The sequence below is a fragment of the Paraflavitalea sp. genome, from assembly GCF_059502485.1.
Genome location: NZ_JCACET010000008.1, coordinates 1,805,685 through 1,827,658, shown reverse-complemented (window position 1 = coordinate 1,827,658; position 21,974 = coordinate 1,805,685). Strand labels below are relative to the sequence as shown.

Sequence of the window (21,974 nt, the reverse complement as noted above, 5' to 3'; positions counted from 1 at the left end):
CGTTGTTTTTATTATTTCGTGAACTATTGCATCAATGGCTCAACTTTCAGGAGGATACAGGTTCGTTTTGGTTTACATGGCGTGGCAGCAATCTTATGGCATTACAATCACCTTCCGGCCTTCAGTCTTAAAGTGTACCGAACTCAGCTCAAGTATTTTGAATACATCTGTTAATGAACTATTGCGTGGGATTTCTCCTTCGAATTTTTCTTTTGACAGCGGGCCTTCATATTCTACTTCTACATTGTACCAACGGGCAATCTGCCGCATTACGGTTTTGATGTCGGCCTGATTGAACTGGAACTTGCCATTCTTCCAGGCGATCACTTCTTCGGTATCTATATCACTGGTTACACGAATGGATGATGAGTTGTCACTTAATTGTGCCTGTTGGCCAGGGGAGAGAAGCTTTGAGCTTTGAGCTGCGAGCAGCGAGCTTATTACCGGTGTCACGCGTACACTTCCTTCTAATAACGTGGTCTTTATACTTGCTTCATCTTCGTAGGCATTGATGTTGAAGTGTGTGCCGAGTACTTCTACTACGCCATCTTTTCCTGCTGATGATGTAGTGAAATGTACTTTGAAGGGTTTGGTGGCGTCTTTAGCTACTTCGAAATATGCTTCGCCGGTAAGTTCTACATTTCGTTCATTACCGGTAAAGGTGGTAGCAAATCTCAATGATGATGCGGCATTCAGCCATACATGACTTCCATCCGGCAGTATCACTTCATACTGACCACCTTTTGGTGTAGCTATCTTATTATATAATACAGTGGTGTTGGTATTATTGGCAGTAGTATTATACGCCAATTGACCATTGTTCAATTTGATCACTTTTGTATTTCCCTGTTGGGCAAGGGTGGTATTACCGGCGCTGTCCAATACAATGCTACTACCATCACTCAATGTCAATACTGCTTTATCGCCACCGGGAACAATTTGCACCGGTGTTGTCGTTGTTTTGCTAATAACAGGATTAGTATTGGAAGATTGCTTAAACCATAACCAGGAGCCTGCACTGATGAGTATCAATATGGCTGCTGCTATTTGCCACCGGGTTTGACGATAAAAGGGAATGGAACGAACGTTGGCAGCGGGATGGATGGCGGCCTGTAGGTTGCTCAACAGCCGGGCTTTTAAGGTAGCCGCTTCTGCTTCATCGGCTACGGGCCATTGTACCTCCTGCTCGTTAGCGGCCTGGTACCAGGCAGTAAGCTCCTGCTCTTCTTCGGGAGTAGCAGTATCGCTCAAATACTTATTAATTAAAATAGTGAGCCGTTCTGAAGTCATACGTCAGTTGAATTGGTTACAGTGGCCATTGCACAGGCCGTTACTATTATGTACCCATGAGTGAAGTGATACCCTGAGTGTATGTTATATTTTTTTTAAGAAAATATAACAGGTAGCAGTGAATTGGAGTAAGAAACTGAAAAAGCGGTAGTTGCCCAGGTAGTATCGAATGGTTTTGAGGGCTTTGGTGAGGTGTGACTCCACCGTTTTGTGTGAAAGCTGGAGGGTGTCGGCAATTTCTTTGGTGGATAGCTGGTGCTCGCGACTGTAGGTAAATACAAGGCGGCATTTTTCGGGCAGAGCGGCCACTACATCGTCGAGGTATTCTTTGAGGAACTTGGCTTCAATGATGGCTTCATCGGGTGAAGCTGGTATTTCGAGGGGCTGGCCTTCGAGGAGTGCTTTGCGCCTGCTTTCGCGTGCAAGGGTTTTGAAGACCGTAAACTTAACTGCGGTGGCCAGCCAAGGGGCCAGCCGATCGATCTCTATTGACTGCCGCCGACTCCACAGGCTCATGAATACATCGTGCACAATTTCTTCAGCCACTTCCTTGTTGTGGGAGTGATTAAAGCCTATTGCCAATAGTTTGTCCCAATAACGATTATAGATTTCGACAAAAGCCTCATCATCATCATTACGCAACATTACTAACAGCTGTTCGTCGCTATGTGAGCTGTACAGAGCCATGTTTGGAGAGCGCGTGCTACGGGCTGAAGATAGGTAAAAAATGTATTATAACAGTCCCGGGGCTGAGTGGGGCGGCAGTAGCTGTATAAGGCATTCCAAAGCAATGGATTATTATTTCTTTCAGGAATGGTATTTGAATTTGCTATTTGAGATTTTCCCCTTATTTTTGCCCTCCCGAAAAAAGGAGAGGTGCCTGAGTGGCCGAAAGGAACGGTTTGCTAAATCGTCGTACGGGTTAAACTGTACCGTGGGTTCGAATCCCACCCTCTCCGCTGAAAAAACTGGCCGTTTTCAGTACGGTGGTTTATCTTTCCGGTAGATTTCAAAGTTCGGGAAGTAGCGCAGGCCGGTAGCGCACCTGGTTTGGGACCAGGGGGTCGCAGGTTCGAATCCTGTCTTCCCGACGAAAAAAGGAACACATTTGTGTTCCTTTTTGCTTTTTAAGCATTCCCAAGATTTCTCCTGACGCTGTAAATTTCGTAAATTCGACTTGGTGAAAAATAGTAAATATCATATTGACATTGAAATAGATAGGCTTACCAATAGTATTACAAATACCATCTCCGGCGACAGCTTCCCAATTGAAATTTTACCCATAACTAAAGCTGACGTAAAAAGCATTAATAAGAAAAGTGGATGGAAATTTAATTGGAAGGCGGAAGTTGTCCTTGATGATAGAGAAGTGTATAAATTGACTATTGAGGGTAATCCTCATATTGTACAGGGCTTGATTAGCCTGACCGATATGAAAGACCATATCTATTTATGGCTTATCGAAAGTGCACCATTTAACTTTGGAAAACCTAAGCTTTATGAAGGAGTACCTGGAAATCTGGTTGCATTTGCTTGCAAGGAATCAAAAGAAAAAGGTTACGATGGATGTATTTCTTTCACTTCTAAAACCAAGCTGATTGAACATTATGAAAAAGCACTTGGCGCTGTACATATTGGCAATCACCGCATGATTATTTACCCGAATGCAGCTGAAAAATTAATAACACGATACTTTAAAACGAAATAATATGGGATACATTAAAGAACCCAAAGGAGTAGACTTTGTAGTCGAACCCGTTCCTTTGACTTCAGAAGATCAAAAGATGATCAGTAATGCTATTGCCTTGTATAAGGCCACAGGTAAGATAACGAGGGCACCGAGAGCAAAAAAAAAGAGCAATACTGGTAAAAAAGTAAAACGCTGATCATTGATTGCTCCAATAATCGCTTTTTTATTATTCTACTTAGGTTTTTATTTACACGTCAATATGTTTCCAGTTGAACAGGGCCGAGCAGGCCTGAGGGGCTATAAGGCTGTTCTTTTGTAACAGGATTTACTGCTGTCCATGTTTTTCGATTTTGGGTTGGGAGTTTATTGTCGCCGATTAAGCGGTTTACCCAGGTGTTTACAACAATTATCTCCAGCTCGTTTGTGCCACTTTTTAACGCTGCACTTGCGTCCACTTTATAAGGATAGGTCCATACTGTTCCGAGTTCTTTCTTATTCAACATAACGGTTGCCATTACGTTTACCTGGTTCAGGTTGATAAAGGTTTTGCCTACGGGTAACTTCTCTACTTCAAACTGTGTTTTGTAAACAGCTGCTCCAGAATAGTTTTTAATGCTATCGTTCGCATGGTCCCGCCAGTCGATTAACTGGCTAAACACGACTGGATAACGGGAACCCTGCATTGTACTATCAAAATGCACCATCCAGGGCTTTTTTAATTCTATTGTGCTTGCCGGCTCAGGGAAGTTGTTTTTATCCGACGGCACTGCATGTTCTGCTTTATCAAATATTATAAAGCAGCTTTCGTTTTTCTCCAACTTCAACGGGATGGTTGTTCCGTCTGAATTTATTGCATAGCCTTCCAACCGTCTTCTTTTGCCAGTTGTAGCGTCGAACCAATATGGTTGGCCTTTACCGTCCCTGAATGATGGGATAAAATGTATGACTGTATCCGATTGATTAGTGACGAAATAGATTTCGTACCGGTTAGTTGTTCTGTGGGTAAACAGTACTTCAGCAGCAGTATTTCGTAGAAAGTCGGGCTTAACGTTTAACAGGGAAAACGCCTCTTCCATGCTCAGTCCAGCCATCACTCTTCCTTTTCCGAAAGATCGGGACTTTTTGTTGTTTCCATCAACGTCACCCCAAAGTGTAGCGGCCAACTCCTTTACTTCCTTATCAGCAGCAGGAAAATTCTGCAGACCTGGTGATCTTTCGGGTGGAGTGCCCAGGATCACAGCGCCTTCTTTTACCAGCTGGCTAATTTTTGCAAGGAGTTCGGGTCGCATGGTTGTAAGCTGGGGCAATACCAGCATTCGATAGCTCATACCATCTGGCAATGTCAAGCGTCCGTTTTTTACAGACAAGCGATTCAAGATCACCTCCGCGTTTATGTAATCAAACTGGTATCCCTTCGGCAATGGAGGGTTTACAACTCCTGTCATTTTAGGAACATCTTCTCCGATAAAATAAGCGACATCATTGACCGGCAATCCCTGTTGTAATAAATAGTTGCATCGCTTCAAGTAATCCATGTATGTCTTACTGTGTTTAAACCAGGTATTGTGTCGATTGAATTCTGTACCAAACCAGGCATTCATTCCCGGCATGCGTTCATCGGGTTGATGAATATAAACGTGGAGCAATGTATTGTTGATGCCTTCCGTAAATGACCAATCTCCACGCTTCTTTAGCAGGGCGGGGTATCTTTGAAAGAGGTTTCCCGCAGCCGTAAAGGACTCTGCAGAAACTTTCGTTTTACCGTAAATATGTGCTGCCGAAGACGCTGCTCTGCACTCAATAGATCCGAGTGTTCCTTCGTTCCAGAACTCTCCTCCCAACTCATCGCTTTGTCCACCGTACTTCAAGAACTCTGCCGGGAACCCCCAATGGCCATAGTTTTCCAGCCAGGTGGTAAGTCCATGTTTATGGCTTTCTTCCCGTAATGTTCCAACATAATCGTAGGCAACCCGGTGGGCTATCAACTGCCGCAAATCCCATAGAAACCGATCGGATATATCGGGGCTACCTACTACCGTGCCCTGCAGTACCGGTAAAAAAGGAATGGGGTTGTATTTGAACATTTGCTGAAACCGGTCTACCATGTCATCTGTCCAGTTTTGTCCTCCTGTTTCATAGCTATCTGCCACTACCACCTTAAATGTTTTTCTGTCTTCTGCCGGCACTCTGCGCAATATTTCTCCAATGAATGCATCGAAGTGAAACTTAACGTGGTCTTTGTTCATTTTATCGACTTCCAGCCCCGTTCCCTCCGGTGTTGCCGGACCATTCGTGACACCCGTGCTACGCATTATCATTCGTTGTATTTTCCAATTGCCTGCCGGAATATTCCATTCTAATATGCCGTCTTTATATTTCGATGTGATATCTACTACTTTGTCAACCGGAACAACAAGGTTATTGTCCTGTATTTCGGGTTGCTGTCTCCAGAGGTAGGTATCCCAAAGTGGCAGCGGGGTCTGAAACATTTTAGCTAATGTCTTCTCGGGGTATCTTTCTACTTTGGGTTGGGCTGAAATTGTGACCTGTATTTTGGCCTCGCCTGGTTCTGTAAATTCAAGGCGGTAGCTGGTTGTGTTTACTGCCGGGATCGATATTACAACTGGCGCCAGCGTATCAAAGCCGACGTTCAACTGCATATTACTTCTATCTATGTCAATGTCTGAAAGTAGCAGGTACTCTTTTTCTTTCTTATAATACAGCTTCGCCCTGGTCCTTATTCTTTTGTCTGGCTGTAGGACCAGGCTGCTCATGGGTGTTCCGCCGGGAATATCCATATCCAAAAGGGCTTTTGCTTTCTCCAACTTTGTCACCTGCCAGGTGTGGGTTTGGAAATGCTGCGCCCTTATTGGATATGCTATTACTTTCAAATCCTGTGCGCCATTATCAATCTTTGGAAGTGTAGACTTATACAATACCGGACCATTAACGATCGTGTCAATCGATGATAAATAGCGCATGCTTTGTTGCTTCTTAATCCAGGGTCCGCCTGACTGACTCCATCCGGGGCTATTGAACATTCCGATCTCAATATTGAGCTCGCCTGCTTTCTTCAAGGCCGCATGCAAAATGCTCCACCATTCGGGAGTGAAAATCCTAACTTTTCCAACAGGGCCTTGCACATCAATATTCCCAATGAAAGCGCGTGAAATCCCCACCTGCTTCATTGCCAGTAAGTCTTTCTCCACTCCTTCTTTCGAGATGTTATCAGATAACCAATACCAGTACACCGATAATTGTACATTGTCCGGTGTTTCAAAGTTGCTCAATAGTGCAGTGTTATTAGTTTCCGTCTTTGGAGGAATAATCCTGGAGCTACAAGCTGGAAGGATAAACAGGCTAATTGCGGCGGCCAACAATCTTTTCATACAGCGTAGTTCATATTATATTCTTCTAACAAACCTGAACGACATCCATGTTGAGCAACTGACCCAACTTCTTAATTTTAGATGCGATGTGTCCGATACCTACTGCACAATGGTGTGCCGGCCCTTCATTGTTCCAATTCTCCACAAACTTCTTTGCGCCTATTGAAAATTTGTACCGGCTATTGGTATTGCCGATCTCCAAAATTGGCCCTGGCACGGATTCTCCTTCTGCGCAAAGAAGCATCAGGGTGCCATTGCTTCTTTCTACTACAGATAGCAGGGTTACCGGGCCATTTTTTACGGACATTTCCACAGAGAGTCCTTTGCCTACTTTTCCGTGGTAAACATACAGAGGACGTACCTTGGTTTTGCCCTGTGCAATCTTTATGTGCCCCGGACCATCGTGGCCCATCAACACGACATCGTCGTGGTAGTCCATGGCATAATATTCCGTAAATGAGCCTCCCGTACCAAAGGAGTCCATTATCTTCATTGCCTGCGCGTTTTTTACTTCATACTCGCCTGCCACCGGAATGCCTCTTGCTGTCAACAGGGAATTACCCAATATAACAGAGCTCATTGTATCCTCGTTGCTATCACTACCTGTTCCTTTGTAATAATAGGCCATCGATCCAAGTTTGTGCCTCGCCACCAATGCATCTAATGCAACAGACGTTTTAGCGGCTCTTTTCAACTCTTCCACACTGCAATCCTGCTGTATTTCAAATGCTTCCTGAAATTCCTCTACGCGCGCTTCTATTTGCCCGTTTTTTATTTCATTTCTTATTGCAGTGAGTTCGTCTACTTCAATTATTTCGATATGCCCACCAAAGCTGGCGCAATGCAAGGTGAGGTTGGAATAAATGTCCAGCATCCCGCCGTAGTAGTTTCCCATCAATCCCAGCCTGTTATAATACATGGCGAAAGCCACTTTTGCCGCATCGATCCAATCTCCCACTTCTTTCCATACCTCCGGATCATCGTGTAATACGCCTGTGACCTGGTAAAAGGGAATATTGGCGCGCTTGAACACGCTGGCGATCTCGGGCACCGGGCAGGCCGAACAATAGGCCAACCACTCTCCCGTCATTTTAATCCTGTCTTTCATTTGATTGAAATCCCGGTAATTGATACTTGCTTCGGGAGAAAGGTTCAATACTATGACAGGCACCTTAGCCCGCTGCACAACAGGCAGCACGGTTGATGAAAGGGCATAGGTAGTAACGTACAGGAAAATAATATCTACATCGTTCTGCCGGAAAATGCGACCTGCTTCAAATGCTTTTTCAGGCGAGTCGATGAGTCCAGGGTTAATGACCTCTACTCCATTTGTTTTGATCTTGCTTTCTACAATTCTCAGGTATCCTTCGAGTCTATCTTTGAGGCCATCAAACTGGCTCCAGTATGCTTCGAGTCCTATTCCGAATAACCCAACTTTCAGGCTGCTTCCATCATTTCTTTGCATCATGTAACTGTTTTTATCCGAATCTCTAAGTTAGCTTATCGGCGCTTTCTACTACTATTTTCAGGGGGTCACAAAGGTTTGAAATTTTATAGTTACACCCGGCAGCAAGGTAAATGCTTCCTGATCACTTGTACGGGTTGCCATTTTACCTTCAGATTTTATGTCTGCTTCTCTAAGTACATAGCCATAATTTCCAGTAGTTGCCGTTGTGCGCAATACGATTACATATTTCTCCCCCTTTTTAACTCGCAGCCCGGGGCTAACGTTTACATTCCTCGGAGACCAGCCCAGTTTTTCCTGGCTCAGGTTTTCCTGAAAAACAGGTGTTCCCTCCGGCAGGTCATTGGGGCCTGCTTTGTATAATTCGATGACCAGGCCAGCGTCGGGGTATTTATTTTTGAACAACGTTACTGCAATCTTACTGAGTTGTCCTGACCGCTTTACCATGAATGACTGAGCGTATTGACGCGCACCAGTAATATCTCCTTTAATGCTAAAACTGTCTATACCTGTTCCCGCATCAGGCAAGGGCTTAGCACCTGGTTTGCCTGCTTTTATAAATTTATAGTTCTCAGCGCAGGCTAATGGTTTGATGGCGCCTGTTTCTGTAAAGCTCAAGGGGGCCCAATAATAATTGGCCAACGCTTCATTCTTTGCCGCATTGTTCCAGAGATCACTTCCATAGAGATATATTGTTTCTGTATTGATTTTCAAGACGGAAACAAAAGATGGTTGACCTCCGCAGGAATTATCGCTGATCTTAACCGGAGCAGACCATGGGCCTAATGGAGAGGGAGCTGTTTTATAGGAGCTGCCAGTGCCTGAACAATATCCGCAGTTTGGATCGGAATAGATCACATAGTAAATACCGTTGCGCTTAAAAAGACAAGGGGCTTCCGTTTTTTCGGCTGTAACGGAAAGTACATGTTTGCCTGTTCCTGTTAAATAATCATCGCTTAATTGTTCAATTACAATAGCTCCTTTTGCCCGCCAATCGGTATAGGCCAGGTATGCTGTTCCATCATCATCTATAAATGTGTCATGGTCTCCGTTGTTTAGTCCTGCAACGGGCATGTCTGCATTTACTGCCAGTGTAGTTTCAGCTACTTCTTTAAAAGGTCCCGCGGGGGTCTTTGCAGTAAATACGCGATATCCTACGCGGTTATCGTAGACATTGATCCAAAGAACATATAAACCGGTCTTAGTGTTGTAAATAATATGGGGCCTGTAGCAACCATAGGTTTTGCCGTTGCATCTTGTTTGCCATACGGGCGTGGTTGCATCGAACAGAAAACCTTTGTCTTCCCAGTTTTTCAGGTCTTTTGATGCATATACTTTAAACCCACAAAAGGGTGCTTCTTTGTTGCCCCATTCATAACCGCAGTCATAGCTTGTTCCATACAGGTAATAAACGCCGTCGAACTGGGCAATTTCTCCATCGTGGGCATCTACAGCATCGCCCAAAACATCAAACCTCACCAGCTGTTTGCCGTTCTTATCAAAGTTCACGATCTGGGATGATGCAAGAAAGGGGATTGATAATATTCCCAGCAGTATTAAAATGTTCTTCACTGATATTATTTTCTTTTAAAAAAATCGGTTCAACTATCAAGATCAATATCCCGTGTTCTGCGTGAGGGTTTTGTTCACCAGTATTTCATCAGCAGGTATTGGATATAAGGCTTCATTTGCTACGAAGATGTAATCTGTGGCTGAAAATGGTATGCCCTGCCTGCTAATTGTTGGATCTGCTTTTTCTTTTGCGCCATGGTTATTCAGAAAAACCGTCAACTCTGCCGGTGTTTTTGTTCGCTTCAGGTCGAACCAACGCCAGTTCTCGAAGGCCAGCTCGACGCGTCTTTCCTTTAATACGGCCTCTCTAAAGGTTATCTTATCCAAGCTGTTGAGCGCAGTAAGCCCTGCCCGCTGCCTGACCTGGTTGAGGTAACCGTACGCCTCCGTGGTTGGCCCGCTTTCTTCATTTATTGCTTCAGCCAGCATCAACAATGCATCTGCATAGCGAAGTACCGGCCAGTTATCGTTTGTGCGACCGTACACAGCGTGCGGATTTGCATATTTCTTAATATAGGGTACCACCTGGTTTGTACTGGGTCTTGTATAGTTCAGGCCAATCGAAGCTGCCTTGCGCAGATCATTTGCCTCATAAGCTGCAATTATATCTTTCGTCGGTATGTTCCAGCCGGCAGGGTTGCTCTGCTGAAAGCCTGTTACAGCTCCTCTTGATTCTCTTGGTGCAAACGTATAAATAAAGCTGCTCCATTCGCCCAGGGTGCTGGCTCCATCGTACTGTACTTCAAAGATCGATTCAGGGCCGTTCTTTTTTGCCGGGTTGAAATTGTCCGCATAGTTCGCATTCAGGGAATATCCCAAGCCTAACACCTGGTTCAGGGTCGTTTTTGCTTCGGTGTATTTCTTCTGTGTAAGATACACTTTACCCAGCAGGGTAAGAGCAGCTCCTTTCGTAATTCTGCCAATATTTGCCGAATTGTATGTTGCCGGAAGCAGCTTTGCAGCTTCTGAAAGATCGGACTCGATCTGTGTATACACGGTTGCCGCAGACACGCGTTTATATTCATAGGCTTTGGCCGGATCGGTAAAGGGTTCAAATATCAGGATCACTTCGCCGTAGTACTGGGTCAACTGGAAATAGTAATAGGCCCTTAAAAATCTAAACTGGCCTTCAAATGGTTGTTTATCTGCATCTGGTATGGCTGTTGCGCCTTTCAATTTCATCAACCCGGTATTGATATTGTACAGGGCATTGTAGTGACGATTATACATATCTGTATTGATCACATTATTGGATGTTATCGTCCAATATTCGAAGGCTTCATGCCTATAAGCAAATCCCCGATCGCCTGTGTTAAAATCAACAGTTGTATTGTCTGTTATCAATTCATTCAAAAGCCACTGATCGTTTACGATACCTTGCAACTGACTGTAGGCACCTATCAGGGCCTGGTTCATCTCACTTGCGTTTTTATAAAAGACATCCGACGAGATACGGGTAGGGTCGTTTTTATACAGAAAATCCTTGCTGCAGGAGGTCATTAACGATCCTGCGATCATCGCTATATATAGTGTTTGTTTCATTGTACTTTTTTTAGAAGGTGATGTTTGCTCCAATTGTAAATGTTCTTGCAACGGGGTATGCTTCATCGTCCTGGCCGGGATTGATACCGCCCCTGTTGTTCACTTCAGGATTATTACCCGGATAGTTGGTAATAAGAAGCAGGTTATCAGAGCTGAGGAATAGTCGTAAAGACATTTTTTTAAGTACAGCTGGCGGGACGGCATAGCCAACGGTAATATTTTTTACCCATGCATGGCTACCGCTGTATACGTATCTTGAATTTGTTTCTCTTGCCCACTTCCAGGTATTTGTAGTCACCAATCTGCCATTACCGGGTTGTTTTTCGGACCTCCAACGTTGTTTGCTTTCTTCCAGCACATTGAATATGCCATCCATGTTCATGGTAGATGATTCTATATTTCTATAGATCTCGTATCCATGGGCACCTGTCAACAGAATGCTTACATCAAAGTTCCTGTAGCTGCCGCCGGTAGTAAGTCCCCATATCACTTTGGGCGTCGGGTTGCCGATCTCCACCATATCTTTCGTGTCGTAGGTAATTTCATTGTCGCCGCTTGCATCCCAATACTGGTATACACCGGGGATGGCACCATCCTGTTTAGGGGCAGCGTCGATCTCTGCCTGGTTATTAAATACCCGCAGTACCTTAAAGCCATACAGCATTCCAATAGGCCTTCCTACTCTTGATATATTAAAGCCGCTATAATATTCCCCATTCAACAGTTGATCATTCTCTCCGCGTATCTCGAGTACCTTATTCTGATTGAAGGAGATGTTTCCGTTGGCAAACACATTAATATCGCGGGTAACGTTTGTTTTGTATCCAATTGCAAACTCAAGTCCTGTATTTTGTACTTTGCCAATATTGGTCAGTGTAGTTGTGAAACCGGCTATAGCAGGCAGCTGTACCGGCAGCAGCATATCGGTTGTTATGCGTTTATAATAGTCAACCGAAAAGTTGAGCTTGCCGTTTATTGCAAGCAGGTCAAGTCCTACATCTGTTTGGTTTGACTTTTCCCATTTCAGCCTGGAGTTGGCAAATGAGCTTATCACCTGACCGCTTACAAAACTGCTGCCTAATGTGTAACCGCTTGCATTCATATAGGCACTGCTGGGATAGGTGCCGATATTACTATTACCTGTAATGCCCCAACTACCTCTTAGTTTCAGGTCGTTGATCCAAGAGATGCCGGACATGAATTTCTCCTGTGAGATACGCCATCCTGCGGACACTGCCGGGAAGTTGCCGTACTTGTTATCGGCACCGAATCTTGAGTTTCCTTCTCTTCTGAAAGTACCGGTTAGCAGGTACTTTTCTTTGTAGGAGTAAGCCAGCCGGCCAAACCATGCTACTGAACTCCAACTGCTTTCTGACGAGCCAACATCTCTAACAGCAGCAGCTCCGAAATAGGGTATCTGGTCGGAGGAAAAAGTATTGCCAGATCCGGATAGTCCTTTTACGGTTTCTTCCTGGGCGTTGTAACCAGCCATCACTGTGAGGCTGTGGTCTTCGATGATCTTACTGTATGTGAGTAACTGGTCTGTAGAATAGTTCAATGAATTGTTGGCATACTCACTCAGGGAAGCGTTTTGTGGCGCGGGTGCATTCATACCGGAAATACCGGAGGGTACGAATCGTTTGTAGGTTTGATAGTCCAGTTTTACATTGGCTGCAGTTCTGAATTTCAATCCTTCGAGGATCGTAAATTCAAGAAATCCATTCGACAACAGGCTACTGGTACCCAGTGTTGTTTTAATTTCATTCAGGCCCTGCACAGGATTGCCCCATCCAAAGGTGCCATCGCCTTTAATGTAATTGTTATAGCTGCCATCTTCTTTGTAGATAGGCTGGCGTGGGTCCATCAATAACGTGGAGCCGAGCAAACTGCCTCTGCCTTCCGTACCCGGGGCTAATCTTTGCTGAGCATAGGAGCCGTTTAGGTTAATGCCCATCTCCAGGAAATTATTGATCTTACCGCCTATATTAGCACGTGCCGAGTAGTTCTTAAACCCTGTCTTGATCAAAACGCCTTCCTGATCGCGATAGCCAAGGGAGACCAGCGTGCGAATGTTTCCATTGCCTTGCGAGAGTTGAATAGTATGGTTTTGAAAGGCTGCATTTTTGTTCAGGATAGCGTCATACCAGTCTGTAGAATATTTTGTTTGCTCCGGGTACCTATAATCCAACGGTACTTCACTGATATTAGGTTCTCTGTTTTCAAAATACCTGATCTTGTCCATGAACATGTCTTTCCTGAACTGTGCGAAGTCCTGTCCATTCAACACTTTTACTTTCCTGGAGGAGGGTATGTTCTGGATGCCATAGTTGGTATTGAAACTGAGGTTTACTTTACCAGCTTTTGCAGATTTAGTAGTTATCAGTACTACTCCATTTGAAGCGCGGGCTCCATATATAGCTGTGGAAACTGCGTCTTTTAAAATGGTGATCGATTGTATGTCTGCCGGGTTGAGGTTTTGTCCTACAGCAGACCCGATGGGGAATCCATCTACTACATACAAAGGATTGCTTCCCGCTCCTAATGAGCCAATGCCTCTTATGGTGACGCTCAATTCATCGCCTGGCCGTCCTGTGCTTTGTCTTACCTGCACACCTGGCGCCTGTCCAACAAGCAACCGGCTTACGTTGGCAATGGGTATATCTTTTTGCTTTGAAATATCCACTACTGAAACTGCTCCTGTTACATCCTTTTTCTTAGCTGTTCCATAGCCGATGACGACTACATCGCTCAGTTCCGCATTTTTTGGTTCAAGTCTTATCTCATATCTCGTTTCTCGCGTAACAACAAATGTTCTTTCCAGAAAACTGACGATGGAAATGTTGATGGAATCACCTTCAGCGGCCTGAATGGTAAATCTGCCTTCTTTGTCGGTAGAAGTGCCCATATTGCTTCGCGCAACCCGAATGGATGCACCTTGCAAAGGTTTACCTTCCTGATCATACACTACTCCACTGATCGCATTTGCTTGAGCATGTACAATAGCCGGAGTGATCGTGAACAATAGACTGATAAGAAAGAAAAGTTGCAGCATTTGAATAGTACCTGCTTTCTTCCGAAAGCGTTCCGCAAGGTGCGGGGTGCAGTTTGTTTTTAGCATAATGGCAAGTTTTGGAATACGTTTAAATAAATGACATCCCTGTTCCGTAAGGGCTTACAGAGCATAAAAATTAAATCTCAGTTGTCAGGATATTTAGTTGGTATTGGTAATGATGAACCTAATGTTTAACAAGATTACCCTTAATTTTGGTTTAGCGATTGCGAATTATGATTCAGTAGTTTAACTTTTTGACACAAATGAAAATGAAGAAAAGTGAACAGTTGAAGTACCTGGTAGCAAGTGATATCGACCAGTTGTGGGGATTGTTTGTAACTACGGTAGGGTTTCAAAGCATAGCCTCCAATTCAGTTTATCCCCCGAAGGGTCATCCTTCTTCTTACTGGTTCAATCCTGAAAAGGGGAGGATACTGCATGAATACCAAATTATTTATGTTGTTAAAGGTGAAGGTATTTTTCAATCATCACATATCAAGTCTTCTACTGTTTCTGCAGGTTCTCTCCTTTTTATCTTTCCTGAAGAATGGCACACGTTCAAGCCTGCAAAGAAAACAGGATGGCAAGTATACTGGCTGGGTTTTAACGGGACACATGCAACCGCATTTTTGCAGCATGCTTTTTTTACAAAACAAAACGCCGTCTTAGAGATAGGATTCAATGAGCAGATGGTGGCTCTTTTTGAACAGGGCATCAAGATTGCCAGCTTGCAGCAAACTGGTTGTCAGCAAATGCTGGCAGGTATTACGCATCATTTGTTAAGTTTTATATTTTATTCAAAAAAGAACGACTCGTTCCGAGACAAGGAGATTGCGCAACAAATCAGTAAGGCCAGGATGATCATGAATGCCAACGCATATGAAGATAAGCAGCCTGAAGAAATTGCCAGAGAATTAAACCTCAGCTATTCCTGGTTCAGGAGGGTATTTAAACAATATACCGGTTTTTCACCAGCTCAATATCAACTGGAAATAAAACTGCAAAAAGCAAAGGAGTTGCTTACAAGAACAAATATGCCGATCAAAGAGATTGCGTACGAACTGAACTTCGAATCAAACAGCTATTTTGTAACGTTCTTCAAAACCAAAGTGGGTATGTCACCTGGTGTGTATCGAAAAAAAGTACACGCTCACAGTGTTATCAAAGATACTTCCGACAAAAGCTAAAGCCCTGACAATTGCCAGGGCTTTACTTTTTGCAACTTTGCAAGTAACTGCTTGAATGGAAAAACGACGGAACTTGTGCGACTCAACAAGATTACCCTTAATTCCGGTCTTCCTGTTTCGAATTATGATCTATTGATTTACTTTTTTGACACAAATAAATTAAGGGGTACGAACTGCCCTGCCCTTTTTTGCAAATTGCACCTGTTTTACCCTTTTGTGCTATTAGTACGTACTATCTACGGCTGATCTACGTACTATCTATGGCGCATCCTCTTCTCACTTTCTGTTCCGGGTACTCGTTTTTTCCCTTTCCCGGAATCTTCCCATTTCTATTCTACTGTTTGTCTCTAATAGCAAGCGTCGAATATACAATCCCGGTAATGCGGTTTCCAAATTTATTTTAGTATCGTATGGGATGAAATGGGATGGTTTCGGAAGGAATAGGATAAAATAGGAATCAATTTATCCTATTCCTTCCGGTTTCATCCGAAACCTGGTAAAATAAATTTGGAAACGGGTATCGCGATGTTGTACGTTTGTTTGAACAGTTAGTCATGACTCGCTTTCTTTAAAAATGTTCATTCATGCTGATGTTGCAATTCATAAACTGGTAACTGATCAATACCGGTTGGGGATTCGGCAAAAAAGCACGATGAACGATGTGCGGCGCTTATCTTCAGTTGCTTCGGCTGGCCACGGTCAACTCAATGTATCGTTACACATATGATGATTCAATAGCAGCACCGGCAACGGCAGTACACTGCTACCTCGCCCTTACCCTGGCAATCGTTGTTCTGTAGTTGTTTACAAGCAAGCCCCTATGCGGGTATCAGACTTTTAACAGCCTTCCGAACAACAGCCAACCGAGATGCATCCTGCAATCTCTGGTGGTTTTGCCGGGGCCTCGTTTCAGCAGGAACTCCGTTGCCGGGTTTAGACTGCGCCGGGAAGACGGGAAGTAAGGAAGGATAAAATCAAGGTTTTATTTTTTCTGCTTTCCGGCGTCCTGGTTACTTAACTTTTTTATTTTCACTATGTGCGACCACTCTCGTAACTTTTGGTACATCCCAATTTCAAGGTAATGATGAACTTCCGCGTAATTGTCCCAATCGCCCCCTTAAAGGGTTATATCGGAAAGATCTGGGTGCTGGAGAGTGATGTTCCCATACCTGACGACGATATGAAACTGGTAGTGCCTGATGGCCGCCTCCTGATGGTGATACCTTTTCGTAATGGGATTATCGGCCATATGGGTAATAAAGACTACCTCGCTCCTCAACATTCGATGGCTATCGTGGGCGCTTCGGACCTACCATCTATTGTAAACGCACAAACGGATGGTCCAATCGGGACTATAGGTGTGGAAGTGAGTCCAATGGGCGCCTACCGGTTCCTGCACTTACGTATGCATGATATCAAAAAGCAGTTAAACTTCTTGCCGGATATCTTAGGCAAAACAGCTCGTGTTATAGAACAGCAGATTGCTTCCTCAACAAGTATTGATGACAAAGTGTGGGTATTGCAGCAATTTCTGTTGACCCTTTTTGCCGACAGTGAAAAAGACCTCTTGTTTGAGTACTGTATACAACAAATAGAAGCATCCAAAGGGGGTATCAAAATAGCAACGCTTGAACGTCAGACCGGCTATTCCAGCCGCTGGCTCAATATGAAGTTTGAAGAGCGGCTCGGCATGAGCCCCAAGAGCTTCAGTTCCGTTATCCGGTTTCAGCAATACTATCGTGCACTGCTGGCCAACTCCACCGACTTTTTCAAACAAAAGCAGTTCTTCGATCACTACCACGACGAATCTCACTTTATCAAAGATTTCAAGCGGTTTACCGGCTTACCTCCCTCCAAACTGATACGTGCCAAGAATGAATTCGGGAATACCTTCGTCCGGGATTGACACTTCCGATTTTTACAACGCCGGGCAGCGTACATGCGTTTACTTTGTACAAAACAAGAAGCCATGATAGTTTCATACTTAACCTTCAACGGCAATGCCAGTGAAGCTTTTGATTTTTACAAATCTGTTCTCGGCGGAGACTACGCCAGCCTTCAGCGTTTTAGTGATACGCCGCAGGGCGCCCATATGCCTGAGGCTGACAGAAGCAAGATCATGCACGCACATCTGGAGACTCCGATCGGCGCGCTGATGGGTAATGACTTTTTTGATTTTACCGGCGAGGCGTTTAATCCCGGCAATAATATTGCTCTGTCCCTGCACCCTAAAAGCATAGACCAAGCCAATGAATTATTTAATGGACTTTCTGCCGGCGGCAATATCATTCTGCCATTGGCTAAAGCTCCCTGGGGTGATTACTTTGGCATGTTCAATGACAAGTTCGGTATCAAATGGATGGTGAATTGTCAGGAAGGTTAAGCAGTGCCATGTAGGGGTCACCAGTAATGCCCAATGCTATTGCAAAAGCAGGTTCAGTTTTATGGCCCTGCTTTTTTAGTTCTATGATACGCTGCCTGAAGGTTTCTCCTTTCTCTTGCAAGAGTTTATGTTCTATTAACATATGGCGCCAGGCGTATTGCTCTTTCGAGGGTATGTTCTGCCCAAAAATCTCGAAGGGAAGTCCTTCAATATTAAAAGCTGCCACTATAGCCGGCAGTGAAGTATCGTATGTTTCACGGACGCTAAAAGAATCAAATGCACCAAACTCACTCATGAGCAGTTGCCTGAATGATCCTGCGTCTTTTACATGGCAAATGATATCTACATCGCTGCGTTCTATATCAATATCAATCGGGATAGTGCCAACTACCAGTGGATCAAAAGGCTGTAGTTTATCCAGGATGGTATACCGTGTTAACAATTGCCAGGTGAACCGTTGGCGGTCATTGCCTCTTTCCAAATAAGTTATATCTTCAAAATGGCTACTCATTATTATGGCAAGTTAAAGGTTTGACGTTCTCAGTCAAACATCCGCCCTACAACACCCCTAACTTCCTATCCTTAGAATTTTGCAACTCTTGCTATAATCCTTGTACGTTCCGGGGCCTGTTTATAAGCCAACTTTGTGTTATCAAATTAAACGAACACAAATAAAACACAAAATTATGAACACGTTAATCAACAAAGTGATACTGGTAACCGGCGCTTCCCGTGGTATAGGTGCTGCCGTAGCAAAAAAGTTAGCCAGTGAGGGGGCCAAAGTGATCATTAACTATGCCGGTGGCCGAGAAGCAGCCGAGCAAACCGTGCAGTCAATCAAAGACAATGGTGGTGATGCTATCGCCCTGCAAGCAGATGTGAGTAAAGCTGCTGAAGTAGCTTCCTTATTCGATGCCGCCATTGCTCATTATGGTAAAATCGATGTGCTGGTCAACAATGCCGGTATCATGATCACGAAGTTGCTGAAAGACACTACTGACGAAGACTTTACGCGTCAATTTGAAATAAATGTGCGTGGCACTTTCAATACGCTGCGCGAAGCTGCTACCAAACTGGCTAATGGAGGCAGTGTCATTAATTTCTCTTCTACCACTACCCGTGTTATGATGCCTACTTACAGCACTTACGTGGCTACCAAGGGGGCTGTTGAGCAACTTACCCGCGTGTTTGCCAAAGAGGTTGGCGCCCGGGGCATCAATGTAAATGCCATACTGCCCGGACCTACGAATACAGAGCTTTTTACCAAGGGTAAATCACAAGAATTGATTGATCGTCTGGCTTCTCTCAACGCATTTAATCGCATTGGAGAACCGGAGGATATCGCCAGGGTTGTAACCTTCCTTGCCAGTGATGAGGCCAAATGGATCAGTGGACAGACTATCGGCGTAAATGGTGCGATGGCGTAGGTCTTAGTATAGAGTTCAGAGTCGAGAGTTCAGAGTCAAGCGTTCAGCGTAGAACCCGGGGAGCAGATAAATAACTACAGAAGGGGTGGTTCACTCTTTCTGTAGTTTTTATTGCTATATTAGGGCCATGTCCGACAAAACCAAAGTGGTAAAAACGCTGAACGAACTGTATGATACTATGGGGCTGTCTCATCATCTTGATTCCAGCTCCGGTTTTACTATTCTCTTTCTCCAGGATGTTATGAAAGAACTTCCTATTGCCTCCATCCCCTTCCGGCCCAATTTCTTCAGCTTTCTTTTTATCAAAGATGCTTTCGGAAACTATACCATCGATGATCTTCATTTTCCCATGACTCCCCGAACGGTTTATTTTACCAACCCGGGTAACTACCGGAAGTTTGAATGGAATAGTATTACGGATACCTGCCTGCTTGTGTTCAATGAGTCTTTCCTCAAAGAGCAGGTACATCCAGATGTATACCGCGACTTTTCTTTTCTCCTGACTGAAACTGTAGAGCCAAGGGTGTTAAAGCCTGAACAGTTCCTGATCATCGAAGAGTTGTACCGGATCATTTACCGTGAGCATCATGATCATTCTCCTTATAAAAACAAGATCATCGGCAGCACACTGGTAACGTTACTGCTAAAGATCAAAGAATACTTCTTCCAAGATTATAACCCTATTTACGAGGGCAACAGAAGCTCTCAGATTGTAAAGACTTTCAAACAAAACCTGGAGCAACATTTCCGGGATCTAGCCAGCGGCAAAACCGATACGCAACTGCGTGTACAGGATTATGCCGATAAGCAATTTCTGCATATCAATTATCTTTCCAGTGTCATCAGTAGTAAGACAGGCAAATCCATCACTGCCTGGATAGCGGACAAGACCATTGCCGAGGCTAAAGTAATGCTGCATGACAAGGACATGAACATCAAAGAAATTGCAGGCCGGCTCGGTTTCCTCGAAGCTTCTCACTTCAGCAACTACTTTAAAAAGCATACTTCGCAAAGCCCCGCAGAGTACCGCAAGCAGCACGCCTGATCGGCAATCTTAGAAATTTGCAAGTCTTGCTATAAACCTCGTACGTCCGAAGGGGTGTTCATGAGCCAACTTTGTGTTATCAATTAAACGATAATCAAAGTCTAAAATTTACTACCATGAACACTTTAAAAAACAAAACAGCTTTAATTACTGGATCAGCCAGAGGATTGGGTAAAGCCATTGCAGAACGTTATGCCGCACTGGGCGCCAACATTGTGCTCAACTATTCACGCGACAAAGTATCTGCTGAAGAAGTGGAAAGCAATATCAAAGCGATGGGCGCCAATGTAATCTCCGTGCAGGCAGACGTAAGTAAAGTAGCCGACATCAAGCGGTTATTTGAAGAAGCTAAAAAGGCATTCGGAAAGATCGACATCGTGGTTGCCAATGCCGGTATTGAAATGGTGGAAACGCCCGTAACTCAGTTTACCGAAGAACAGTTCGACAGACTGTTTTCTATCAACACCAAGGGGGCTTACTTTACCATGCAACAGGCTGCGCTGAATGTTGAAAATAATGGCCGTATCATCTATGTTGCTTCCAGCACCACTGCTTTTCCGGTGAAAGGAATGGCCGTTTACGGTGGCAGTAAAACCACTCCCCGCTACATGGTTGATGTGTTGTCTAAAGAGATCGGGCATCGCGGCGTAACCGTCAACTCCATCATTCCTTTCGCCGTAGATCATTCCGGTATCTTTGCAGAGCCCGGCAGCTATCCTGAACTGCGGAAATCATTGCTCGACAGTTGTCCGATGGGCCGGCTGGCTGAAGTAGAAGACGTGGCTAATATTGCCGAGTTCTTTGCCAGCGATCTCTCTTCTTTTGTAAATGGTCAACACTTACTCGTAAATGGAGGCGCTAATCAATAACCTATGAACAAGCTATTTACCATCATTACCTCTCTTATTTTCACAGGCAGCTTTGCCGCCTGTGGTCAAGGACAGGGAAACAATAAAGACATTAAAACACAGGTTATGGATACCAGCAAACTTACCAACAGTACTGTTAAAGCAGCTTTCCAGGCATGGCAACAGGGGGATTCGAAATTGTGGTTGTCTTTCTTTACCGATAAAGCTCAGCTCCTCGATGATGGACATACCCGTAACTTTCAAAAGTTCTCCACTGAGGCGATCGGTCACGAGCGGTTCACCAGCATTGATAAGGTAGAAGATAATGGCCTTTCGATTTATGGCCAATTCCACAGTGATACCTGGGGCAACTTCAAGACTTACTTTAAGTTCCATATCGACAGTAATAGAAAAATAGACAAACTTGAAATTGGACAGGCTGATTATTAAAGAACAGGAAGGGCACAAGCACCCAACGCTCCATGCTATGCTGCATGCTTGCGCCAGTGACTTACAAGCAACGACAAATCCCGGATAGGCAGCTATCCGGGATTATATTTTCTTCATGGCTATGCTCCTTGTAATGAAATACACATTATTCCTGACCGGGCAATTGCGACATGTCCATATAAGCCAGTTCCCATTGGTGGCCATCAAGGTCGGCAAAGCTGTGCTGGTACATCCAGCCATGATCCTGGGCTTCTGCATAGATAGTAGCGCCCAAGGTTTTGGCTTTGTTCACCAGTTCTTTTACTTCATCTCTTGAATTGGCATCCAGTGCAATCAATACTTCAGTGGCTTTCGTAGCATCGCTTACTGTTTTGCGGGTAAATGTCTGGAAATAGCTTTCAATGAGCAGCATTACAAAAATGCTGTCACTAACTACCATACAGGCAGCTTTATCATCTGTAAACTGTGGGTTAAAACTAAAGCCAAGGTTTTTGAAGAAATCCATTGACTTGTCGAGGTTCTTTACGGGCAGGTTGATAAAAACTTTTGTTGCCATTGTTTAACTGTTTTAATTGTTATTGATGACACAAAGTTGGGGCACTGCCGCCGCCAAAACCTTTACATATGTTGAGAA

18 protein-coding genes and 2 tRNA genes are annotated in these 21,974 nt (G+C 44.3%); 11 read left to right on the top strand and 9 right to left on the bottom strand.

All coding sequences use genetic code 11. From position 1 onward, the window contains the following. Positions 1–93: 93 nt before the first annotated feature. Positions 94–1,290, bottom strand: a complete 1,197-nt coding sequence (locus AC5JBY_RS10140) for a FecR family protein (protein ID WP_495904462.1) — start codon at positions 1,288–1,290, stop codon at positions 94–96. Positions 1,291–1,374: 84 nt separating this feature from the next. After that, the gene (locus AC5JBY_RS10135; RefSeq protein ID WP_495904461.1) at positions 1,375–1,977 is read right to left on the bottom strand and encodes an RNA polymerase sigma-70 factor; all 603 of its coding nucleotides are present in this window, start codon (positions 1,975–1,977) and stop codon (positions 1,375–1,377) included. Positions 1,978–2,160: 183 nt separating this feature from the next. Between AC5JBY_RS10135 and AC5JBY_RS10130 the strand changes: the two genes are divergently transcribed. The 4 genes from AC5JBY_RS10130 (at position 2,161) to AC5JBY_RS10115 (ending at position 3,176) form a co-directional block, all read left to right on the top strand. Further along, positions 2,161–2,249, top strand: a tRNA-Ser gene (locus AC5JBY_RS10130). 58 nt (positions 2,250–2,307) lie between these two features. After that, positions 2,308–2,381 (top strand) — tRNA-Pro (locus AC5JBY_RS10125). A gap of 89 nt (positions 2,382–2,470) precedes the next feature. Beyond that, positions 2,471–2,998, top strand: coding sequence for a hypothetical protein (locus tag AC5JBY_RS10120; RefSeq protein ID WP_495904460.1), 528 nt, complete (start codon positions 2,471–2,473; stop codon positions 2,996–2,998). A gap of 1 nt (position 2,999) precedes the next feature. Then, complete coding sequence (locus AC5JBY_RS10115) at positions 3,000–3,176, top strand: hypothetical protein (RefSeq protein WP_495904459.1); 177 nt, start codon at positions 3,000–3,002, stop codon at positions 3,174–3,176. 58 nt (positions 3,177–3,234) lie between these two features. Here AC5JBY_RS10115 and AC5JBY_RS10110 read toward each other — a convergent pair whose 3' ends face one another. The 5 genes from AC5JBY_RS10110 to AC5JBY_RS10090 are packed head-to-tail and all read right to left on the bottom strand — an operon-like array spanning position 3,235 to position 14,066. Continuing rightward, positions 3,235–6,369, bottom strand: a complete 3,135-nt coding sequence (locus AC5JBY_RS10110; RefSeq protein ID WP_495904458.1) for a glycosyl hydrolase — start codon at positions 6,367–6,369, stop codon at positions 3,235–3,237. Positions 6,370–6,394: 25 nt separating this feature from the next. Further along, on the bottom strand, positions 6,395–7,837 hold the full coding sequence (locus AC5JBY_RS10105; protein ID WP_495904457.1) for an arabinose isomerase: 1,443 nt from the start codon (positions 7,835–7,837) through the stop codon (positions 6,395–6,397). A 57-nt stretch (positions 7,838–7,894) separates the two neighbouring features. Beyond that, positions 7,895–9,406, bottom strand: a complete 1,512-nt coding sequence (locus AC5JBY_RS10100; protein WP_495904456.1) for a family 43 glycosylhydrolase — start codon at positions 9,404–9,406, stop codon at positions 7,895–7,897. 42 nt (positions 9,407–9,448) lie between these two features. Beyond that, positions 9,449–10,948 carry a RagB/SusD family nutrient uptake outer membrane protein gene (locus AC5JBY_RS10095; protein WP_495904455.1) on the bottom strand — a complete coding sequence of 500 codons (1,500 nt, stop codon included), beginning with the start codon at positions 10,946–10,948 and terminating at the stop codon, positions 9,449–9,451. A gap of 10 nt (positions 10,949–10,958) precedes the next feature. Then, positions 10,959–14,066 carry a SusC/RagA family TonB-linked outer membrane protein gene (locus AC5JBY_RS10090; RefSeq protein ID WP_495904454.1) on the bottom strand — a complete coding sequence of 1,036 codons (3,108 nt, stop codon included), beginning with the start codon at positions 14,064–14,066 and terminating at the stop codon, positions 10,959–10,961. 197 nt (positions 14,067–14,263) lie between these two features. Here AC5JBY_RS10090 and AC5JBY_RS10085 point away from each other — a divergent pair, with 197 nt between their 5' ends. From AC5JBY_RS10085 to AC5JBY_RS10075, 3 genes are all read left to right on the top strand, one after another. Beyond that, positions 14,264–15,187 (top strand): AraC family transcriptional regulator, encoded by a 924-nt coding sequence (locus AC5JBY_RS10085; RefSeq protein ID WP_495904453.1) that lies wholly within the window; start codon positions 14,264–14,266, stop codon positions 15,185–15,187. Between the two features lie 1,081 nt (positions 15,188–16,268). Further along, on the top strand, positions 16,269–17,093 hold the full coding sequence (locus AC5JBY_RS10080) for an AraC family transcriptional regulator (RefSeq protein ID WP_495904452.1): 825 nt from the start codon (positions 16,269–16,271) through the stop codon (positions 17,091–17,093). 63 nt (positions 17,094–17,156) lie between these two features. After that, positions 17,157–17,570, top strand: a complete 414-nt coding sequence (locus AC5JBY_RS10075; protein WP_495904451.1) for a VOC family protein — start codon at positions 17,157–17,159, stop codon at positions 17,568–17,570. On the opposite strand, the gene AC5JBY_RS10070 is transcribed toward AC5JBY_RS10075, so the two are convergent. Next, on the bottom strand, positions 17,539–18,081 hold the full coding sequence (locus AC5JBY_RS10070; RefSeq protein WP_495904450.1) for a DUF4269 domain-containing protein: 543 nt from the start codon (positions 18,079–18,081) through the stop codon (positions 17,539–17,541). The genes AC5JBY_RS10075 and AC5JBY_RS10070 overlap by 32 nt on opposite strands. Before the next feature lie 175 nt (positions 18,082–18,256). On the opposite strand from AC5JBY_RS10070, the gene AC5JBY_RS10065 reads away from it, so the two are divergent. From AC5JBY_RS10065 to AC5JBY_RS10050, 4 genes are all read left to right on the top strand, one after another. Next, the gene (locus AC5JBY_RS10065; protein ID WP_495904449.1) at positions 18,257–18,997 is read left to right on the top strand and encodes an SDR family oxidoreductase; all 741 of its coding nucleotides are present in this window, start codon (positions 18,257–18,259) and stop codon (positions 18,995–18,997) included. A gap of 127 nt (positions 18,998–19,124) precedes the next feature. Beyond that, positions 19,125–20,042 (top strand): helix-turn-helix domain-containing protein, encoded by a 918-nt coding sequence (locus AC5JBY_RS10060; protein ID WP_495904448.1) that lies wholly within the window; start codon positions 19,125–19,127, stop codon positions 20,040–20,042. A 116-nt stretch (positions 20,043–20,158) separates the two neighbouring features. Then, positions 20,159–20,911, top strand: coding sequence for an SDR family oxidoreductase (locus AC5JBY_RS10055; protein WP_495904447.1), 753 nt, complete (start codon positions 20,159–20,161; stop codon positions 20,909–20,911). Positions 20,912–20,914: 3 nt separating this feature from the next. After that, a complete protein-coding gene (locus AC5JBY_RS10050) occupies positions 20,915–21,340 on the top strand; it encodes a hypothetical protein (protein ID WP_495904446.1) in 426 nt (141 codons plus the stop codon). A gap of 145 nt (positions 21,341–21,485) precedes the next feature. Here the strand turns inward: AC5JBY_RS10050 and AC5JBY_RS10045 are convergent, their stop codons facing one another. Further along, on the bottom strand, positions 21,486–21,896 hold the full coding sequence (locus AC5JBY_RS10045) for a VOC family protein (protein WP_495904445.1): 411 nt from the start codon (positions 21,894–21,896) through the stop codon (positions 21,486–21,488). Positions 21,897–21,974 lie beyond the last annotated feature (78 nt).

What these genes read in the sequence shown, in the direction of transcription:
- AC5JBY_RS10085 (WP_495904453.1), top strand. Translation starts at nt 14,264, where the DNA reads ATGAAAATGAAGAAAAGTGAACAGTTGAAGTACCTGGTAGCAAGTGAT.
- AC5JBY_RS10055 (WP_495904447.1), top strand. Translation starts at nt 20,159, where the DNA reads ATGAACACTTTAAAAAACAAAACAGCTTTAATTACTGGATCAGCCAGA.
- AC5JBY_RS10080 (WP_495904452.1), top strand. Translation starts at nt 16,269, where the DNA reads ATGATGAACTTCCGCGTAATTGTCCCAATCGCCCCCTTAAAGGGTTAT.
- AC5JBY_RS10110 (WP_495904458.1), bottom strand. Translation starts at nt 6,369, where the DNA reads ATGAAAAGATTGTTGGCCGCCGCAATTAGCCTGTTTATCCTTCCAGCT.
- AC5JBY_RS10070 (WP_495904450.1), bottom strand. Translation starts at nt 18,081, where the DNA reads ATGAGTAGCCATTTTGAAGATATAACTTATTTGGAAAGAGGCAATGAC.
- AC5JBY_RS10090 (WP_495904454.1), bottom strand. Translation starts at nt 14,066, where the DNA reads ATGCTAAAAACAAACTGCACCCCGCACCTTGCGGAACGCTTTCGGAAG.
- AC5JBY_RS10105 (WP_495904457.1), bottom strand. Translation starts at nt 7,837, where the DNA reads ATGATGCAAAGAAATGATGGAAGCAGCCTGAAAGTTGGGTTATTCGGA.
- AC5JBY_RS10095 (WP_495904455.1), bottom strand. Translation starts at nt 10,948, where the DNA reads ATGAAACAAACACTATATATAGCGATGATCGCAGGATCGTTAATGACC.
- AC5JBY_RS10115 (WP_495904459.1), top strand. Translation starts at nt 3,000, where the DNA reads ATGGGATACATTAAAGAACCCAAAGGAGTAGACTTTGTAGTCGAACCC.
- AC5JBY_RS10065 (WP_495904449.1), top strand. Translation starts at nt 18,257, where the DNA reads ATGAACACGTTAATCAACAAAGTGATACTGGTAACCGGCGCTTCCCGT.
- AC5JBY_RS10045 (WP_495904445.1), bottom strand. Translation starts at nt 21,896, where the DNA reads ATGGCAACAAAAGTTTTTATCAACCTGCCCGTAAAGAACCTCGACAAG.
- AC5JBY_RS10135 (WP_495904461.1), bottom strand. Translation starts at nt 1,977, where the DNA reads ATGGCTCTGTACAGCTCACATAGCGACGAACAGCTGTTAGTAATGTTG.
- AC5JBY_RS10050 (WP_495904446.1), top strand. Translation starts at nt 20,915, where the DNA reads ATGAACAAGCTATTTACCATCATTACCTCTCTTATTTTCACAGGCAGC.
- AC5JBY_RS10075 (WP_495904451.1), top strand. Translation starts at nt 17,157, where the DNA reads ATGATAGTTTCATACTTAACCTTCAACGGCAATGCCAGTGAAGCTTTT.
- AC5JBY_RS10140 (WP_495904462.1), bottom strand. Translation starts at nt 1,290, where the DNA reads ATGACTTCAGAACGGCTCACTATTTTAATTAATAAGTATTTGAGCGAT.
- AC5JBY_RS10060 (WP_495904448.1), top strand. Translation starts at nt 19,125, where the DNA reads ATGTCCGACAAAACCAAAGTGGTAAAAACGCTGAACGAACTGTATGAT.